The sequence below is a fragment of the Acaryochloris sp. CCMEE 5410 genome (assembly GCF_000238775.2).
Taxonomy (GTDB): domain Bacteria; phylum Cyanobacteriota; class Cyanobacteriia; order Thermosynechococcales; family Thermosynechococcaceae; genus Acaryochloris.
Genome location: NZ_AFEJ02000002.1, coordinates 534613 through 553086, shown reverse-complemented (window position 1 = coordinate 553086; position 18474 = coordinate 534613). Strand labels below are relative to the sequence as shown.

The following is an 18474-nucleotide window of genomic DNA, read 5'->3' as shown; positions in this document are numbered from 1 at the left end:
TTTTCTTCCTAATAATAGAGGCCAAAATATAAAGTCAAGTGAGGATAACTTAATATGGCTTCTCGAAAAGGGTTCTTTGCTAAGCTCTTTGATCTGTCCTTCTCCGAATTTATCGCGATTCAAATCGCAGGAGTCCTTTATGGGATAGGAATTTTATTTATTGGTTTAACTGCTTTAGGCATTTTATTCGCAGGGTTAAGTCAAGGTGCCCTACCCGCCATTGGCGCTTTGATTATTGCACCACTCGCCTTTGTACTGTATGTTATTTTCTTCCGAATTGTTTTGGAATCGTTTATCGCTTCAATTAGAACCGCTGAAAATACTAGCCGAATCGCAAATTCAATTAATCGCTAGCCTGTAGCATTTTCTGTCTTTATTATGTCCATAAAGTCCCATTTAAAAATCACTCAAACTCACTCAAATCTATAATAAAGAGTCTCGATGGACATGCGATTATCTTCCACACTATTAAAGGCTGATAAAGCCTATTAGGGAATGAATTTGAACGTCATTGGGTAGATCATGCTAGCGTCAATAGTCAGAGAGTATTCTGCATTAAATCTTATACCGTGTACTCTTTGTGACAAGACAACCGTTCTATCTTCATGCAGTTCTCATTTATCCTGGTTGAATCAGAAGTTCCAGAAAACCTCGGGGCTGCCGCCCGAGCTTTAAATACCATGGGCCATACGGATTTGCGGCTAGTGCGACCCCGATGCGATCGCAACTCTGAAAAAGCCCAAGTCCTGGCCCACGGCTCCCAAGCCGTCCTCAATGCAGCCCCCATTTATCAGAATTTGTCCGATGCGCTGCATGACATTGATTTTGCCTGCGCCACCACCGCCCGCCATCGCTATGAGAAGTATCAGTATATTTCCGTCCGGGAGGTGCCCCAGCGCTTACAGGCAAAGGGAGAGAATCTGCAACAGGTTGCGTTTGTGTTTGGGGGAGAACGGTCTGGCTTGAATCGCCAGGATATCGATTGCTGCGATTTGATCACGACCATCCCTCAAGGGAATCCCCATCCGTCCTTGAACTTAGCTCAGGCAGTGATGGTGTACAGCTTTATGCTGTCTGAGTCGGCGGTACATATTAAAGACCAACGCCTTAATCGTACCCCCATGCCCCCGCTAGAATATGCCAATCTCAAACACTCCTCCCTTCAGCTTATGGAGCGCATCGGCTTGGCCGAACGCTACCAGAAATACGTTACTCGCGGTTTGGCCCGATTGGGTTCTGAAGATCTCTATTTATTGCATAATATTCGAGCCTGTATTGACCGCACCTTAGATTGCCTGGAAGCCAAGCAGGGGAATCATCATCATGCCGACCCCTAATCCCCTTTCCAACTTGGATACAGTATCTTTAACCCCGATTGCCTATATTCGATCTTGTTACCCTGAACGATTTGGCATTCCCCGACAGGCAGGCTTGGTGGCGTCGGCCAAAGCAGCCATTGTCTTTCCCAACACCGATTTGCACTGGCATTCATTGCGAGGGATTGAGAGCTTTTCCCACATCTGGGTGATCTTTCTTCTGCATGGTCAATCCTTTACCAAGTTTCGTCCCCTGGTGCGTCCACCCCGTTTGGGTGGGAATAAAAGCATGGGAGTTTATGCAACCCGCAGCCCCAATCGTCCAAATCAGATCGGACTGAGTGTGGTGCCTTTAGATCAAGTTGAACAAACTTCAGATGAAATTTTGCTCCATATTCATGGCGGAGACTTCTTAGATGGCACACCTGTGTTAGATATCAAACCCTATGTACCCTATGCAGATGCAATCCCATCTGCAACCAGTGCTTGGGCTGATGATGCGGATCCACTCTTGCCGGTGGAATGGAGTCCCGAAGCAATGGCCAGCCTGACCTCAGCTTTGACCCGTGATTTACAGGAAACCCAACAGGTGATCTCAGAGGTTATAGCCCAAGATCCTCGTCCGGGCTATGAACGGCGGAAAGATGGTCAACCAGGGCAAGAGTGGAATATGCGCCTAGCAGGATTTGATATTTTCTGGAAAGTAGAAGCTGGCATCGCAACTGTGACAAAACTATTCCCAATATCCATCCTTAACCAGGATCCTGATTGATGTGGTCCTGAACCATAGGCTATAGGGACAAAGACGATCCATACTTCTGCAGAATTCTAGGTTAATTTCATATTTTCGCTTGTTCAATAATCTTATGGCGGGAAGGGAGTAAATCACAATCTTTATGGATGTCAAGCATAAAAAAGAGAGGCCTATAGGCCTCTCTCGAATAATTTTCTAAAGATAGTATTTTGCTGTTGAAATCAACTTCTCAATTAAAGTTTAAATATTAGCCAATACAACTTTGGCTGCTTCTAAGGTTTGGTCGATATCTGCATCAGTATGAGCTAAGGAGGTAAAACCCGCCTCAAATTGGGAAGGCGCTAAATAAACACCTTGTTCCAACATTCCCCGATGGAATTTAGCGAACTTAGCTGCATCAGCGGCTTTCGCATCGTCATAGCTATGAACCGGGCCAGGGGCAAAGAACATGCCAAACATGCCGTTGATATGTCCCCCGCATACCTCATGGCCTGCTTCCTGAGCAATCTGCAACAATCCAGAGATTAACTTACCAGTCACCCGATCTAATTGATCGTAAGTTCCTGAACGTCTGAGCAATTCTAATGTTTTAATACCAGCCGTCATCGCCAAGGGATTACCGGACAATGTACCTGCTTGATACATGGGGCCTGCCGGAGCAACCATACTCATAATGTCTCGACGTCCGCCATACGCACCCACGGGCAGGCCGCCCCCAATGACTTTACCTAGGGTCGTTAAATCGGGGGTAATGCCAAACTTCTCTTGAGCACCGCCATAGGAGATGCGAAAGCCGGTCATAACTTCGTCAAAAACCAGTAAAGCGCCATTCTCTTGGGTAATTTCTCGGAGGCCTTCTAAGAACCCGGCATCTGGCGGGATAAACCCAGCATTACCGACGACTGGTTCTAAGATCACCCCAGCAATCTGATCGGGATGTTGGGAGAATAGAGCTTGTACGGACTGTAAGTCGTTGTAGGGTGCCGTTAGGGTATTTCCCGTTACAGATTTGGGCACACCGGGAGAATCCGGTAGCCCCAAAGTTGCCACACCAGAGCCAGCCTTGACCAAAAACATATCAGCATGGCCGTGATAGCAGCCTTCGAATTTGATCACTTTTTCCCGGCCAGTGAAGGCTCGCATCAGTCTCAAGACGGACATACAAGCTTCAGTTCCTGAGTTCACAAAGCGGACTACTTCCACGCTGGGAACGGCATCAATGACCATTTCAGCTAGTACGTTTTCCAACAAGCAGGGAGCGCCAAAGCTAGTGCCTTTGTCTAAGGCTTCCTTGAGAGCTGTGAGGACTTCAGGATGGGCATGACCGCAAATTGCGGGTCCCCAGGTGCCGACGTAATCAATATATTGATTGCCATCAACATCCCATACATGAGCCCCTTTAACCCGATCAAAAACAATGGGTTGGCCGCCCACAGATTTGAATGCGCGGACCGGTGAACTTACGCCACCAGGCATCAATTTTTGCGCTGCCGCAAAAATCTCCTCTGACTTTGTTGTATTTAAGGTGTCAGTAAGCAACGTTTTCTCCTTAAGGTCAGCTGACGTGCTGAATGGTTGAATTATCAAGGCTTTTGAAAGGTGCGTTTAGCAAATTTATGCTTAAGCCCTATCAACATAGTCTTTCATTCTACTGTTTCACTCTATATGGATCAAAACTATTGAAGGTTGGTCTACATTCTTCAAGTTTGAAGCGGTAAAACGTAAACAATTGAAAAAATTTATACATGCGTAGTAAAAATGCGATCCAGCCCCTGACTGGCCTCAAGGCAAAGAATGGTGCTCACCAGGTCACTTTATTCCGTAGCTGTTCCAGCAATTTCGGCCCGATGCCAGGAACTTGATCAAAATCTGCAAGGGAGGTAAAAAGACGCTTTTGCCTCACCTCGATTATTCGGGCCGCCAACTTCGGCCCCACACCAGGTAATGCTTCTAGTTCCTGTTGACTGGCAGTATTCAAGTTGACGAGGGAGTCAGTACCCGGAGCGGTTTGTCCCTCTCCTAGCCAGATGGTTTGGGGGGTATCTCTGGTATTGAGCTGTAAATCACCACATTGGCGTTGATGGTCTTGGACTTTGTTGTGGAGAAAGGTCGGAATGCCGAGACGACTACTGGCATATAACCGCTCAAATTCCCGATGATAGTGATCGGTAATTTGAGGATGTTCAATCACTAGTAAGGTTTCATCATTGCGACGATTGGCAGCATCTGACCAATTGTGAGATCCCACAATCACAATCCGGCCATCTACAATTCCAAATTTATGGTGCAGCACATCGCCTTTGGGGAGTTGAGGTGTCCCCACGGTTTGCAAGGGTTGAGACCAAGGTCGATTTTGGGGTTCAGCCTGACACGTTAACGTTCCACTGCGAGAGGAACTGAGGGTCACCCCTAACATATCGAGAATTTCGCTATAGCTTTGATAGGCAAACTGAGGGTCACCCAATACCCGAATTTTTACCCCTTGATGGTCTTCCACGGCTAGCTGATCCACTAGGGGTTGCTCTGAAAAGACAAATAGCGCCAACGCAATCTCTTGTTTCGCTTTCGCTAAGGTTTGGCGAATCAGACCGTTGGTACTGCGAGACCAGGGCGTAGAGACGGATGTGGGAGAAAATTGCACTTGCACTTTGGCATCACCAACCTTAAGAGTTTGGGTTGGACGCCAGGGCTTGTTCACCCCAAATTTGCTATCGGTTGCTCGACCGGGACCATCTCCCCACATCACCTTAAATTCCTCGGTAAATAGCTGAGCGACAGCTGGGTTCTTAAGGACGACTAGAGAATTGGCATTTCCTCGACTATCTGGCTGATCTAAATCGCCGAGCAAGCCAGACAACGTAAAGTTGGCCGTTGTCACAAGGATGGCCTGCCCATCAATGACCACAAACTTATGGTGCATCAGTCCACTGCCAGCAGATCCATCAGCTGTATCGTCTAGCCAAGGGATACCCGCCTGACGAATCACCTGTAGCGCATCGTAATCATTGATTTCAGTCGAACTCAGCTTGCCATCTCGATCTTGGTCGATCAGTTGAAAGTTGGCTTGGTATCGGTCTTTTTGCCGTGGATCCATCTGAGCCACTTCTTGGGGCGTAAAGCTACTCCAAGGTCGGCTGTAGGTGTTTTCTAAGATGACTCGGACCTGAACACCGGCTTGTTTGCGATCTCGGAGGGCTTGGGCAATCCGGGGCGATCGCAATTCCTGTATTGCTACATCCACTGTGGATTGTGCGGCCTGGATATTCTCGACAATAATCGACTCTAAATCATCCCCTGGGCGGTGAATTTGTCGATACGGATCCGTAAAAGAATTAGCCAGACTCTGGTTCATATACACCTGAATCTGGCTATGTTGTGGGAGAGGTTCGATGGACTGGAATTGCGGTTGCGATCGCTGCCAACGATTCACTCCAATCCCCAGGGCACCCAGTAGGACAAGGGAAGCTAACCCCAATTGCAGACGCTGCATCAATAGAGAAGCTAGAAGCGGCTAAAGGTCCCTAACTCGGACTCTTCTAACACCTGACGGAGAGAATCAACCACCACAGGTGCTTCTACATCTGGATCTCTAAAAATTCGGCGCGGGGTAATGGATTTGCCGTATAAATCGCGGTTCTTCCCTTTGTTAAAGCCGAGTTTAGAGCCATCAATGGCTACACCACCAAATAGACCACTGCTGCGGGCATAGGTCAGAATCGGGGACTTGCTGTAATCTTTAGTGGGATCAACCGCCGTTGCCCCCACGGGGCCAGCCGTTCCCGAGATACTACCGCCGATATCGAAAGACTTGGACAGCACTTCATTGACCGTGCTGCGGTTGGGGAACACCAAGACAATATCGCTGGATTTAGCCCCAATTTGGAGACCAAAACTGCCCCCCGTGATGTTGATAAATGCAGGGTTACTCCAAGTGCCATCTTCTTGTCGCAGCATCATCACCCCCGTGCCTCGGCGAGCGCCAAACAGGAACCCTGCTTGGATGACACCGGGAAAGATGGCAATACCTTCGCTTTGTTCTAGCAGTTCTGAGGGAATTTGAGTCTTGGGATCACTGAGAATTTCTTCTAAGACATTTTGAGAAGAGTAAATAATTTTTTCGGCATGGGCCTGCTTTTCCACATCTGTCGCGGCCATGGTCGGCATCTTGGTGGTGACTACGAGCACTGCTGTTACGGGCACAGCCACTATAGACTTAAATTTCATCGCTATCTCTCCCTAGACAAGACGAGCATATGGGTAATGACCCTGGGTTTACCGGAAAGTTTCAGCCGCTTCATCCATCTAAATGGTGCCGAAATTGGGATACCGTGCTTAGTTACAACTACGGTAGAGGGCAAACTGGCTTCAGTCCCTTATTTTCTAGCCTTTTAATTAGCACCGAAATTATAAAATGGCAAGGTTTTCGAGATGAAACTTGTTGTTTGCTCTAGCCCACCCTGCTTTTTGATATTCCCCATGGAAGATGGTTCAAAAATTCCTTTATTTTGTTCGTAACCGCTACCGATGGATCGTCCTCAGTCTGGTCACGCTATGTTTCAGCGGGGGCGTACTCCAGCTAACAATGGGGCAGCCCCTTCGAGCAGTGGCAGCATCTTCTTCTGCCCCTCAAATTTCTTCAGCACAGATCTCTACTGAAGAAGGCTATCGTCCGGTGGGTGAATGGGTAGGACGGTTAATACTACCACCCGCGGATGGCACGGACTGGGTTTGGTTTGAAGTTCACCATAGTCCCAATCCTGAGTTTGTCAGTCAAACTGTGCGGTTGCAGTGGCAGGATAAGCCTGATATCCAAGCCCGCATCAAACGGGTACAACAGGATATCAACCTCTCGGCAGAAGCTCACCAAAGCCTGGAACGGGGCAATATCCATCCGCAACGATTAGATGGACGGCGGCAGGTGGGACCATTGCAGTCTCTGGCGGGAGCAAGGCCCACCGATGACCTACTCGTGAAATTAAAAAAGGTGCAAGCCGTTACTGACCCTAGTCCTCACCTAGAAATTGCAGAAGATCCAGTACAGGTCCCTGGATTCGACTATGGACTCGTCAAAATCCTCGGGCCAGTCTCCACGTCAGCATCCGTTCCCAAAGACTGTCCTGGATCACCTCCTTGTCCGAGCGAGTTGACTCGGGTGCGTCACTACAATCCCCTAACTCAACGGTTTAATGGCCCTGAAGAAAGGGTGCACATTCGTCAGGATCAGCCCAATTCAGCTGGAGTTTTTCAGTCCACTCCTAGGAAATTAGCCGACTCTCCAGCCGGACGTTCAGGCTGGTATATCTATGGTTCGAGGAATAGGGAAGGGATGTTTGAGGTGAATGCGATCGCACCTCGGTCTCTGTTCCAACTCCAGCCCGATTATCACTTTTCCACTCCGGGGGCAGGACTGCACTACTTCAAACGCAAAGTTTGGCAACAAACTGCTCAACACAAGGGTAAACTTCAGCGAGCTCTGGTAGATGGCCAGCGTCGAAAACAAAAAACCGCCCTAGAGCAGTGGCAAGAAGGCGATCAAGCCCTAGTTGTCCATCTGTTTGGCGGCATTGGTGGTAACAAAGCGGAGCCTCAGGCAGTCATCGGCACGATCACGGGGCATTTTGGCTACGGTATCGCTACGGTCATTAAAGATCCTTTTACAGGGGAACGTCAGTTTGAGATCGAGTACCAACAGGTGTATGCCCACAACCCAGAGGGAATTGTGGCCGGACCTAGCCATTGGTCCGAATATATGGGCCATCTTAACCGGGGATGGTTGGGAAGTCGGCCCGTATTGGACGTGTTGGTCAAGTCTGATGCTCTGACGCAGCCCTATAAATTTGGCGAGATCAGTCTAGATCCCTTAACTGAGCTTAAAACCCAGCTACAACTAATGGCAGCACGCTATCGAATTGGTGATGGCACCGGTTCTGCTTTGGTCACCCCGGCAAAGTCCTGTGTTCAAGATTCCAGTCAAGCGGTTTACAAAACCATTAAGCGCATTCAATATCAGGTGCAGATGTCTTCAGCGATTCAAACTTGGTTAGCTGATCACCCTCACGCCCCTCAAACCCTTCGGTTTCAAGAATTAACGATTTTAGGGAATGCCCTGGAGAAAGAACTCGTCCCTCTGGGCATTGTCCGCAGTGATTGGCAGCAAAATGCCCAGGTTGCAGCAGGTATTGCTACACCCGGGACATTTCGCCACTCAGACGATTTCTTGGCTCAGGTTCTGAGCTGGCGAACCCTGATTCCTCGGGTTGCTCAAGATCAAATCATTCGCATTTTTCTTAGACAAGGCACCCCGCTTTGGTTTCTCAACACGAATCAGGTGGGAGGTTGGGATGCGGATATCAGCCCCCTAGCCCCCACAGAGTTATTTGGGAAATGGCCAGTCGTTTCCTTTTCCTTCTCTCGGTTGGTGGAAGCAACCACAACGATTCCAACTCCGATGGGATGGCTCGTTTCAGGAGTGATCATAAGTGGATATGGTCTCTTTGCTGTCGTTTGGGGCCGAAAGGTTGGGTTTCTGACCCCACTCAAATGGGCTGCTTATTCCCCATCTGTGCAAGTAAGACTCTGGATCGGCAGTTTGATCATGCCAGCCCTAGTCGAAGAATTATTATTCCGCTGCCTCCTCATTCCCCACCCCCAAGAAGGTGTGTGGTGGGTGACTCTGCTGCTTTGGTCAGGATTTAGCCTAATCCTCTTTGTGCTCTATCATCCCCTCAATGCCCGTACCCTCTACAAAGCAGGCGATCCAACCTTCTTTAATCCCAGATTTTTAACTTTAGCCGCTGTGCTGGGGATAGCCTGTACTGGTACCTATCTGTTCACAGGTTCAATCTGGCCAGGAACTATTTTGCACTGGCTTGCTGTTGCAATTTGGTTGCTGTATTTAGGCGGGCAAGAACGTCTGAGCAAAGTTTAGATCAGATGAAACAGCCCTTTAGTCGTAACACCAGGTATCAAAGGATCGGTTGGGTGGAGCCTGATTTGAACGCACAGGCCGATGGAAGATGGATTTGGTATTCGTTGGTTTCTTGCGAGGGGCTAATGCTGAGGACTTCTGTGTTTTTCTAGGAGTTGCAGTGGTTTGCTGCTCAGTCAATTCTTTTTGTAGCCGGGCATTCTCTTTTGCTAATCGCACTGCATCTTGGGTGGTTTGCTCCAGTTTCCCCTTAATCGTATCGATTTGATTGTTTGATTTCTGCAATGCAGTCAGGGCCGTTTTTTGTTCCGCTAGCTGTGCTTCCAATTGAGCCACTTTCTTCTGTAAAGAGGTCTCCTTGGTTTGAGCTGCCTTTAAATCCTTGGTTAGGGTACTCACCTGCACTTCTAAATCAGCATTGATGGATTGAGCGCTGGCGGTACGGCTGCTTGTTGAGGCAGGTTTAGCGGCTGCTTTCTTAGCAGTAGAGGTGGCAGGTTTAGCTTTCTTTGCTGTTGATGGGGGCTTTGCAGCTGTTTTCCGACTAGAGGAGCGACTAGACGTTGCCTTTTTGGCAGTAGAAGATTTTGCCGTTGATTTTTTGGCAGCAGGTGCAGCCGTTTTGGTCTTTGCAGCTGACTTCTTAGCTGAGGTTGTAGTAGCCTTTGTCGTCGAAGTTGACTTCTTCGCTGCCGCTGATGCAGTCTTAGCCGTCGAAGCTGAATTAGCAGTTGATTTTTTGGCTGTAGCCTTAGCAGCGGGTGCAGCAGTTTTAGTCGTCCCGGCCGTCTTCTTTGCTGTGGTTTTAGTAGTAGTCGTTGATTTCGCCGTGCTTTTATTGGCTGTCGCTGTCTTTTTAGCCGTAGTTTTTTTAGCTGTTGTGGCTTTCTTTTGGGTCGACGCCGCAGCTGGTTTAGCACCTGCATCCTCTTTTTGATCAGGGGCTGCAGTTTTAGTTGCTTCTTCCCGTAATAAATCTGACAAACTCTTCTTCGTAGCCATTAACTTTCCCAATCCCGCTTAATTTCATCAACAACGCGGCAATAATCTGCTTTTGCCTCTTTACTATATTTCCCTTTCCATTGTGTAATTGGCTGTCCTTCTAAAGCTGCCCGTTCATGGGCCTTATAGCTCCGTACAAAGGCATGAAAAGCCGGAATGCCTAACTCCATCAATGTATTTTGAGCATCCAATGCTTCTCGCAAACTTCGAGGGTCGACCCGTGTTAGTAATACCCGATGAGCCACACCGGATGGCTTGACCAATGTCCGCACCGTTTCAATGAGAACGGCTATTTCCATTGGGGCAGGCGGCGTAGGAAGCACTAGATAGTCAACCACAGGAATGACCATTTTCAAAATCTCGGATTCCAGTCCTGGTGGTGTATCCACGACCACTAGCTCTTGCTTACTGGATCGGCGCAAAGTTTTCAATTCTTTGGCGCTAGTCCCAGACTGGACTTGGAATTTAAGGGAGTTGGTATCGCGCTGGGTCCACCATGTGGCGGATCCTTGCGGATCGGCATCAATCAGGAGGACTTGATGAGCTTCTGCAAATACGGCTGTGAGATTGACAGCTGTGGTGGTTTTACCGACACCACCTTTGCCATTAAGGACTGCTACAACCTTAGTTTTTGAAGATTTAGAAGGCAACTTGGGCACCACTAATGATTGCCAATAGTAAGCAGGAGGCTCCGATTTTGCAACTTGCAAAAGACTCCTGGGATGACTATACAGCTTTATTGACTACTAATCCCCTTTTTTGTAGGCGTTTACAGCCCAGATGTGCTCTTGCTCTGAGGACATATTTCTTAGATGAATAGACAATTATCTATTACAATGGGGCTAGGCAACGACTAAAGTCTATCCAAAATACCTCTGTGCGATCGCAATGCAGCCTACTCTACATCAACTGAAAGTGTTTGAAACTGCTGCCCGCCACGGCAGCTTCACCCGCGCCGCTGAAGAACTCTATCTTACCCAACCTACCGTATCGATTCAGATTAAACAGCTCTCTAAAACAGTTGGCTTCCCCTTATTCGAGAAGTTGGGAAAACAGCTCTACTTAACAGAAGTGGGTAATCGGTTATTTACCACCTGCCAATCCATCTTTGAAGAACTAGATCAATTCGAGATGATTGTCAGTGATTTGCAAGGAATGACCCAGGGGAAGTTACATCTTGCTACTGTCACCACCTGCAAGTATTTTGTCCCCCGCTTGTTGGGTAACTTTTGTGATCAATATCCCGGCATTGATATTTCTTTAAAAATTACCAACCATCTCCAGCTGGAAAAGCGGATGATGGAAAACCGAGATGATCTGTACATCCTCAGTCATCCCCCCCAACATATTGATCTCAAAGTGCAGCCCGTCATTAAAAATCCCCTTGTGGTGGTTGCCCCCCCTTCCCATCCCCTCGTGGGTCAAAAGAATATTGATATTTCTGCCCTTAACAATCAGCGCTTTATTATGCGGGAGCCAGGCTCGGGAACCCGCCACGCCGTTCAGGCCCTCTTCAACAAACATAAAGTCAATGTTGAAATCAAACTAGAACTCGGAAGTAATGAGGCGATCAAACAGGCGATCGCAGGGGGACTAGGAATCTCAGTTTTATCGCGCCATTCCCTCAATGGTCGAGAATATACCGACCTCGCTATTCTAGATGTCGAGCATTTTCCCATTGAGCAGCAATGGTCCGTGGCCTATTTATCCGGTAAACATCTCTCTGTTGTGGCTGAAACCTTTCTGCATTACCTCGTCTCGGTTACAGATCATGCGGAGATGCCTTGGATGCATTTCAAGTAATTTTTGTCAGTACCTTTGAATCATTTGGAATCACGAATCTAGCAGTTTGGCATTAGATCTCTAGGATTGTTTACCGCAGAAAAACGTATAGCGGGGACAAAGGCGCTCTTGCCCCCGCTGGCGCTCTAGAAACGGGTTGCCGCTAGTTCACCCCATTAACCTGTTGGCTTAGATCATTAACACTTTGGGACATAATGGCTAAAGCTTGCTGAAGGCTTTCTACGTCTGCCCCAGTGCCATTAGGCAATGCGGGGGTCGTCGTAGGAGAAATCGGTAAAGGAATCCCAACTCCCCCAGTAAAGATAGAATCAACCTCCATTAGACTGGCTCCCGTAGAAGTGGGAACTGCGGTGAAAAGCTGGTCAAATTCAGTTTCGCCAGCATTGGGCAGAAACGTACCGCGATGCTCAGGGGTAAATAGAAGTTGGCGATTCAGCAATGCCGGGAATGGGAATCGTTGCCGAACGAAGACTTCGACATAACCTCGAAATTCAACGGTATCGACATTAGGGTTAAGGGTGAGAATATCAGGCTGCAAAATGATTAGGCCTGTATCATTGGCTCTGAGGCCAAAGTCATAACAATTATCAGCGTCCAAGGTGCCAAAATCATTAGAACCACCCGTATCTCGAATCACAATTAGATTACTGGTATCCAGGGCAGGTGTGGTGGCATTAAATTTCAAACGCAATAACACATCAAAGTTATTAGGATTGGAAACAGTCAGAAAATATCCCTGCAAAATTTTTCGGTTTGAGTTGGATATATTCCCTTCTGCAGGTGTAATATCCTTGAGAAGGAGTTCGAAGGTTGAAAGTAGCATAAGAATGTCCTTTATGTGATTGTCGATCAACGATCTTCAGTGAAGATCATGGAATAGAGCGGTTATTAACGAGAGCTGAAATAAATCGAGAATAATATTCTCTTGAAACTTAAATCTTAAGTTTTTTACTTGTTATTTACGTCTTTTTAAGGCATTGCTAACAAAGCATTAATCTGGTTAATGCCCCTGAGAACTCCAGGCACTGGTCTGTTAGCAGGATCTAGCTATAATGCTTCCGACGCAACCTAATGTAGATCAATGGAATGCCCATATTGTCTAAGCGAGAAGATCCTAAAGCGCGGCTTTGATAGCCTGCAAGATGGGACATTAGTCCAGCGATATCAGTGTAAGGATTGCAATCGGCGTTTCAACGAACGCACGGGTACCCAATGGCTCGCTTACGCACCGCTAGTTCAGTAGTGAGCTATGCCATCAAAGCTCGCACCGAAGGGATGGGTATTCGTGCTGCAGGTCGAACTTTCGGTAAATCTCATACCACCATTATGCGTTGGGAAAAACGCCTAGCAGACCAAGCACAGAACTGGTCACCTCCCGCACCAGCAGCCTCTGATGTGACGGTAGAAGGGGATGAAGTTTACACGCGTGTAGGCAAAATCTTCCCCCCAGCCAATCCCAGGGCTGGACCATCCATTTCCTTGAACGCGAAAGCCGCTATTGGTTGACAGCACAAGCTGGCCTCAAGGATGCACAACTTTTTGCAAATGGCGTTTACTCAGCTTGGGAGTGGGTCAAAGCCTGTGATGGGATTCGATGGTTTACCGATGGTGAGAGGCGTTATGGACAAGAACTTTGGAAGCTCGCCAATGTCTATCTCAATGGTGAGGAGTGTCATCCTGACTATGGGCATCGCAAGGTTTGGCGAGAGGGGTTAGAAGTCGCGATGAAGTTAAAGGGTCTCAGGGGAATCGGCGAGTAGAGTGGGTGAAAGCAGAGCATCCCTTTACCGCTATCAGTCTAGGGTCTGAGGTCCATGCCAATCATAATGAGGCTCACAATGCTGCCTTGAGGAGACGATGTAGTGCTTATCGAAGACGGCAGAATCTCTACGCTAAGAAGCGGTCGGGGTTACAGCGAGTGCTAGATGTACAACGCCTGATTCATAACTGGGTTAGACCCCATTGGGGGCTCAGTAAGCAGACCACACCAGCAATGGAGATGGGATTTTGTTCTCGTCCGTTGAGCACACTAGAACTCCTCACCAATAAAGGGTTTAGGTATGTGCCCTGTTAGTAGACCAGTGCCGAACTCCAAGCTTACTGATGTGCAAATGTTTAAATAAAAACTACAAGCACTTTCAGTATTCACAGTAGAGGACTAGATTGACGTTTAGGCACTACTGCCACAGCCATCCATTTTAGATAGCTAAAACTCAATTTTAAAGACTTTTACACGCTGAGAATATTTCGGTTGATTTAACTCTGCTTTTAGCTCGATAATCTGAAATCAATATGAATTAAATAATTTAATCTGAGGGTGATTATTCTCAAGATTTTTGGTGATGTAAATCATTGAATTATTTTTCTGTATTTGAGGTATTTTCATGTGCAAGAATAATATTTTCTCATTTATTTTTTGTTTTAAATTGCAAAAATTAAAAATATAGATAATCCTAGGCATCGTTCTGAGTTGGTTAAAGTCAGAGGTTTAATGACATAGAGCTTCTTTAGGAATCATTGCTTTTGAAAAGTGAAATATTGAAGGCAATGGCCATCAGTACAGGTAAAAATAATGCATAATTCAGCTTTAGATAAGGGCTTCTGCATCACTTAAAATCCCTAATCCTCTGATTTAAAGATAGATGCCAATCTATTGCAGAGATTCAAACCCCGTTGACCACTGTCCCCAAATCCGCATACAGTTTTGAACAGAATCATCCAGGGGCCAAACGAGCCATGCAAACCATTGCTGCTATTGATGTGGGAACCAATTCAATCCACATGGTTGTGGTGAAAGTTAACCCTGAAATTCCAGCATTTAATATTATTGATACCGAAAAAAGTACCGTTCGCTTAGGGGAAGGAAGCAAAGATACTGGGAAGCTGCATCCCGATGCGATCGCAAGAGCAATTGCCGCTCTTCGTCGCTGCCAAGAAGTGGCCGCAGCCTGTAAAGTCGAGCAGATTCAGGCGGTTGCCACCAGTGCTGTCCGGGAAGCCCTCAATGGTCGGACCTTTATTCGTGCCGTTGAATCTGAACTCGGCCTCAAAATTAATGTTATTTCCGGTCCAGAAGAAGCTCGTCGAATATATCTTGGGGTTTTGTCGGGCATCGAATTTAATAAAAAACCCCACGTCATCATTGATATTGGCGGTGGATCCACCGAGCTAATTTTAGGGGATGGCCAAGATCCTCGCTCCCTCAGCAGCACTAAAGTAGGTGCGGTAAGGCTAACTGAGGAATATATCACCACCGATCCAGTCAGTACTCGCGAATTTGAACGATTACAGGCCTTCGTCAGAGGGATGTTGGAATGGCCTGTTGAAGAGTTGCATTCCCATCTTTCCCCTGGCGAGATTCCAACCCTTATTGGGACCTCCGGCACCATTGAAAGTATTCTCAAACTCCATGCCTGCGAAGTGATGGGAGCCTGTCCCACCTCTCTTCATGGCCATGTCCTCACCCTGGATGACCTAAACGAACTGATTCGCAAGTTACGAAAGTTCAATTACGAAGAGCGCTGCAAAATGCCTGGCATGACTGAGCGGCGCGCAGAAATTATTTTAGCCGGGGCCGTGATTTTGGCTGAAACAATGACCCTGCTGAAATTAGACTCCATTACCACCTGTGAACGAGCCCTACGGGAAGGCATTGTGGTGGACTGGATGATGAAGCAAGGCTTAATCGAAGATCGCCTCCGCTACCAGGGGTCCGTGCGAGAGCGTAGCGTTTTGAACTTGGCCCATCAGTATCATGTGGAACTGGCGACAGCTGAACGAATCGCTGATTTTGCCGTTGCTTTATTTGATCAGACCCACGGCGCACTCCATGATTGGGGAATAGATGAACGCCATTCACTGTGGGCCGCCGCTATTTTGCATAATTGTGGGCATTACATCAGCCATTCCGCCCACCATAAGCATTCCTATTACTTAATTCGTCATGGCGGTTTGTTGGGTTATACCGATGCCGAAGTAGAAATTATTGCTAACCTAGCTCGGTATCACCGCAAAGGCCCCCCCAAGAAAAAGCATGAGAATTATCAGAACTTAGTGAATAAAACCCAACGTCGGATTGTCGATCAGCTCAGCGCCATCCTGAAGTTAGCGGTCGCATTAGATCGACGACAAATCGGTGCCATTGAATCCCTGCATTGTGAAATTGAAGAAGATACCATCACCCTCCATCTTCAAGCCAGTCAAGCCGACGATGACTGTGCTTTAGAACTATGGAGCTTAGATATGAAAAAGGCTTGTTTTGAAGCCGAATTTGATGTCACCTTGGTCGCTCAACTTGCTGAATCTGCTCCTAGTCCCGATTTGCAGCCAGCCTGATTAATCCTAGTCCTCACTGTTAAACCCAAGGATTTGGACATTCCACCTCATCTAGAGCTAACTTGTTAGCTTAGGAATGGAAAGAGAATCATTTAAGGAGATCTTCCTTGATTCTCTAAAGCTATCCAATCCCTTGCACAAATTTTTTTATTTGACTAGGGGTTAAGTCACTACACACCTCTAAAAATACTGGTAAGCTGAATTTCGTTTAACTGCTCTCGGTTTATCTATAGCCGTTTACAAAGCAAGGAGCTGTTTATGGCCTCACTACAGGAAGACTTAAAAGCTGGAATTGCCGCACACCAACAAGGACAACAGTCCCAGGCTATCCAGATTTTAGAGCGTGTGTGGCAAGCTGCCACTCCAGGAAGTTCTGTCCATGTGCAGGCCCAAATGTATCTGATCATGGCTCATCAGAGCTGTGGTCAACTCGAACAAGCTTTGATGCTCTGCCAGCCTCTTGCTACCAGTCCCATTGCCCAAGTTCAGGAATGGGCTAATCAGGTCTTGCCTCAGTTACAGCAAGACCAGGAGAATCAAATTCCAACCGCTACGGCATCCGCTACGGCAGAGACTTCTGTTCCTAGTCCAGAACCTAGTCAACCTAGTCCAGAATTTAGCCAAAAGTCCCGGTCTTTCGGTGGGATGAAACTGGCAATGGTTGGTATTGGTGGAAATCTCAGTTTGGCTTCTGGAATTACCATAAGCCTGCTGTTTGGGATGGTGCTTGTCCTCGTCTTGGGCGTCTTTTTGATCACGGAAAGTGATAATCCAGGCTTGGGACTTGGAGCTGCCGTTATTTTGACTCTTGTTATTAATGCAGCGGTTTTCTTCTTTTCACCCTTTCTCATGGATTGGACCCAGCGGTGGCTTTATGGCACCCATTGGATCACCCTGGGAGAGCTAGAACATCTCAGTCCCGAAACCAGCCAAATTTTGCAGAGAATTTGTACTGAGAAGAATCTGAAGATGCCTCGTTTAGGCATGATTGAAGATCAAAATCCCACCGCCTTTACCTACGGTTCTCTGCCTAACAGTGCACGGCTCGTCGTAAGTCGAGGATTATTCACCTACCTAGATGAAGACGAAGTGGCGACGGTCTATGCCCATGAGTTAGGCCACATCGTCCACTGGGATTTTGCGGTCATGACCTTGGCCTCTACTTTGGTGCAGATCACTTATTTGATTTACACCTTTGCCAGCCGAGCAGGACGTAGAGGGGGAAGCAGTAAAGGAAAAGATGCTTTGCAAGCCGCTGCGATCTCAGCCTATGTCTTCTACATCATTGGCACCTATCTGGTCTTATACCTATCCCGAACTCGGGAGTATTTTGCCGATCACTTTGCGGCAGAAGTAACTGGCAACCCCAATGCCTTATCCCGAGCTTTAGTCAAAATTGCCTACGGAATTGTCGAAGAAGGTCAACGTTCCAAAGAGCCTAGCCGTTTACTGGAAGGAACCCGAGCTTTGGGGATCTACGATGCCAAAGCGGCGACCTCCTCCGGCACGGCCTATCGAGTCGCTTCAGATAGCAGCAAAATTGGTCGTGTCTTTTTGTGGGATCTATTCAACCCCTGGGCGTTTTGGATGGAGCTGCAATCCACCCACCCCCTCACGGGTAAACGCGTTCGAGCCTTGAGTACCTACGCGGAGCAACTGGGTTTGGATATTGAGTTTGATATGGGCCGAGTCGTGGGAGAAGGTCGCCATTTAAATAAGCAACGCCTCTATAGCCACTTCTTCCTAGATTTATTGCTCTATGGGGCCGAATTTATTGGCTTAGGGGTGGGTCTGATTCTAGGACTTGCCGTCGGAACAAATCCCATTTCGTTAATGCTGATCGGTTTAGGGATCGGTATTCTCGCTAAAACCTTCATCATGTATCCCAACTTTGGTCAGGCTCCTGAACGGGATATCTTAACCCTGATGTCGGATCCTTATGCCAGTCCCCTGCGTGGGCAACCCGTGCAGCTTGAAGGTCAACTGATTGGGCGTGGAGATGCGGGCTATAAATTTGGTTCAGATTTGAAACTGCAAGATAAAAGCGGCATGTTATTTCTCCGCTACTCCTCTCGCTTTGGGCCGATCGGCAACTTCCTATTTGGTATGTCTCAAGTCAAGGACTTGATTGGAACCCAGGTGGGCACAACGGGATGGTTCCGTCGCAGTATTGCCCCCTGGATGGATCTTATCCAACTCAGAACAGATGGCGGGCGTGTGATCAATAGCTATCATCGGTTTTGGTCTTTCAGTTTTGGCGGATTTTTCATCGTTCTGGGGTTGGTCTTCAACTTTTTACTGCTTCCTGGATTGGTCGGTTAATTCCGAAAAACACT

13 protein-coding genes and 1 pseudogene are annotated in these 18474 nt (G+C 47.5%); 8 read left to right on the top strand and 6 right to left on the bottom strand.

The window, feature by feature from the left end:
- The first annotated feature begins 54 nt into the window (after positions 1–54).
- The 3 genes from ON05_RS23375 to tsaA all read left to right on the top strand — a co-directional run bounded on the left by ON05_RS23375 (position 55) and on the right by tsaA (position 2088).
- Positions 55–354 carry a DUF4282 domain-containing protein gene (locus tag ON05_RS23375; RefSeq protein WP_010477174.1) on the top strand — a complete coding sequence of 100 codons (300 nt, stop codon included), beginning with the start codon at positions 55–57 and terminating at the stop codon, positions 352–354.
- 251 nt (positions 355–605) lie between these two features.
- A complete protein-coding gene (locus tag ON05_RS23370; protein ID WP_010477175.1) occupies positions 606–1337 on the top strand; it encodes a TrmH family RNA methyltransferase in 732 nt (243 codons plus the stop codon).
- Complete coding sequence (tsaA, locus tag ON05_RS23365) at positions 1324–2088, top strand: tRNA (N6-threonylcarbamoyladenosine(37)-N6)-methyltransferase TrmO (RefSeq protein WP_010477176.1); 765 nt, start codon at positions 1324–1326, stop codon at positions 2086–2088. Before ON05_RS23370 ends, tsaA begins: the two co-directional genes overlap by 14 nt.
- Before the next feature lie 222 nt (positions 2089–2310).
- On the opposite strand, the gene hemL is transcribed toward tsaA, so the two are convergent.
- The 3 genes from hemL to ON05_RS23350 form a co-directional block, all read right to left on the bottom strand.
- Positions 2311–3609, bottom strand: coding sequence for a glutamate-1-semialdehyde 2,1-aminomutase (gene hemL / locus ON05_RS23360; protein WP_010477177.1), 1299 nt, complete (start codon positions 3607–3609; stop codon positions 2311–2313).
- 262 nt (positions 3610–3871) lie between these two features.
- Positions 3872–5560, bottom strand: coding sequence for a phospholipase D-like domain-containing protein (locus ON05_RS23355; protein WP_010477178.1), 1689 nt, complete (start codon positions 5558–5560; stop codon positions 3872–3874).
- 11 nt (positions 5561–5571) lie between these two features.
- Positions 5572–6294: a lipid-binding SYLF domain-containing protein gene (locus ON05_RS23350; protein ID WP_010477179.1), complete on the bottom strand. Its 723-nt coding sequence runs from the start codon at positions 6292–6294 to the stop codon at positions 5572–5574.
- 259 nt (positions 6295–6553) lie between these two features.
- Between ON05_RS23350 and ON05_RS23345 the strand changes: the two genes are divergently transcribed.
- Positions 6554–8998: a type II CAAX prenyl endopeptidase Rce1 family protein gene (locus ON05_RS23345; RefSeq protein WP_236619074.1), complete on the top strand. Its 2445-nt coding sequence runs from the start codon at positions 6554–6556 to the stop codon at positions 8996–8998.
- A gap of 18 nt (positions 8999–9016) precedes the next feature.
- Here ON05_RS23345 and ON05_RS23340 read toward each other — a convergent pair whose 3' ends face one another.
- Complete coding sequence (locus ON05_RS23340; protein WP_236619075.1) at positions 9017–10000, bottom strand: hypothetical protein; 984 nt, start codon at positions 9998–10000, stop codon at positions 9017–9019.
- Entirely contained in the window at positions 10000–10650 is a 651-nt protein-coding gene (locus ON05_RS23335) for a ParA family protein (protein ID WP_029315460.1), read from the bottom strand. The genes ON05_RS23340 and ON05_RS23335 overlap by 1 nt, the downstream gene beginning before the upstream one ends.
- A 238-nt stretch (positions 10651–10888) precedes the next feature.
- On the opposite strand from ON05_RS23335, the gene ON05_RS23330 reads away from it, so the two are divergent.
- Entirely contained in the window at positions 10889–11803 is a 915-nt protein-coding gene (locus tag ON05_RS23330; protein ID WP_010477188.1) for a LysR family transcriptional regulator, read from the top strand.
- Positions 11804–11945: 142 nt separating this feature from the next.
- Here the strand turns inward: ON05_RS23330 and ON05_RS23325 are convergent, their stop codons facing one another.
- Complete coding sequence (locus tag ON05_RS23325; protein ID WP_010477190.1) at positions 11946–12626, bottom strand: hypothetical protein; 681 nt, start codon at positions 12624–12626, stop codon at positions 11946–11948.
- A 258-nt stretch (positions 12627–12884) separates the two neighbouring features.
- Here ON05_RS23325 and ON05_RS23320 point away from each other — a divergent pair.
- The 3 genes and pseudogenes from ON05_RS23320 (at position 12885) to ON05_RS23310 (ending at position 18460) form a co-directional block, all read left to right on the top strand.
- Positions 12885–13877 (top strand): annotated as a pseudogene (locus tag ON05_RS23320) (IS1 family transposase).
- A 662-nt stretch (positions 13878–14539) separates the two neighbouring features.
- On the top strand, positions 14540–16138 hold the full coding sequence (locus ON05_RS23315) for a Ppx/GppA phosphatase family protein (protein WP_039779597.1): 1599 nt from the start codon (positions 14540–14542) through the stop codon (positions 16136–16138).
- 258 nt (positions 16139–16396) lie between these two features.
- Entirely contained in the window at positions 16397–18460 is a 2064-nt protein-coding gene (locus tag ON05_RS23310; RefSeq protein ID WP_010471773.1) for a zinc metalloprotease HtpX, read from the top strand.
- The last annotated feature ends 14 nt before the right edge of the window (positions 18461–18474 follow it).

Excerpts from the sequence above, each read along its gene's own strand:
- ON05_RS23375 (WP_010477174.1), top strand. The coding sequence starts at position 55 with ATGGCTTCTCGAAAAGGGTTCTTTGCTAAGCTCTTTGATCTGTCCTTC.
- ON05_RS23370 (WP_010477175.1), top strand. The coding sequence starts at position 606 with ATGCAGTTCTCATTTATCCTGGTTGAATCAGAAGTTCCAGAAAACCTC.
- tsaA (WP_010477176.1), top strand. The coding sequence starts at position 1,324 with ATGCCGACCCCTAATCCCCTTTCCAACTTGGATACAGTATCTTTAACC.
- ON05_RS23355 (WP_010477178.1), bottom strand. The coding sequence starts at position 5,560 with ATGCAGCGTCTGCAATTGGGGTTAGCTTCCCTTGTCCTACTGGGTGCC.
- ON05_RS23350 (WP_010477179.1), bottom strand. The coding sequence starts at position 6,294 with ATGAAATTTAAGTCTATAGTGGCTGTGCCCGTAACAGCAGTGCTCGTA.
- ON05_RS23345 (WP_236619074.1), top strand. The coding sequence starts at position 6,554 with ATGGTTCAAAAATTCCTTTATTTTGTTCGTAACCGCTACCGATGGATC.
- ON05_RS23340 (WP_236619075.1), bottom strand. The coding sequence starts at position 10,000 with ATGGCTACGAAGAAGAGTTTGTCAGATTTATTACGGGAAGAAGCAACT.
- ON05_RS23330 (WP_010477188.1), top strand. The coding sequence starts at position 10,889 with ATGCAGCCTACTCTACATCAACTGAAAGTGTTTGAAACTGCTGCCCGC.
- ON05_RS23325 (WP_010477190.1), bottom strand. The coding sequence starts at position 12,626 with ATGCTACTTTCAACCTTCGAACTCCTTCTCAAGGATATTACACCTGCA.
- ON05_RS23315 (WP_039779597.1), top strand. The coding sequence starts at position 14,540 with ATGCAAACCATTGCTGCTATTGATGTGGGAACCAATTCAATCCACATG.
- ON05_RS23310 (WP_010471773.1), top strand. The coding sequence starts at position 16,397 with ATGGCCTCACTACAGGAAGACTTAAAAGCTGGAATTGCCGCACACCAA.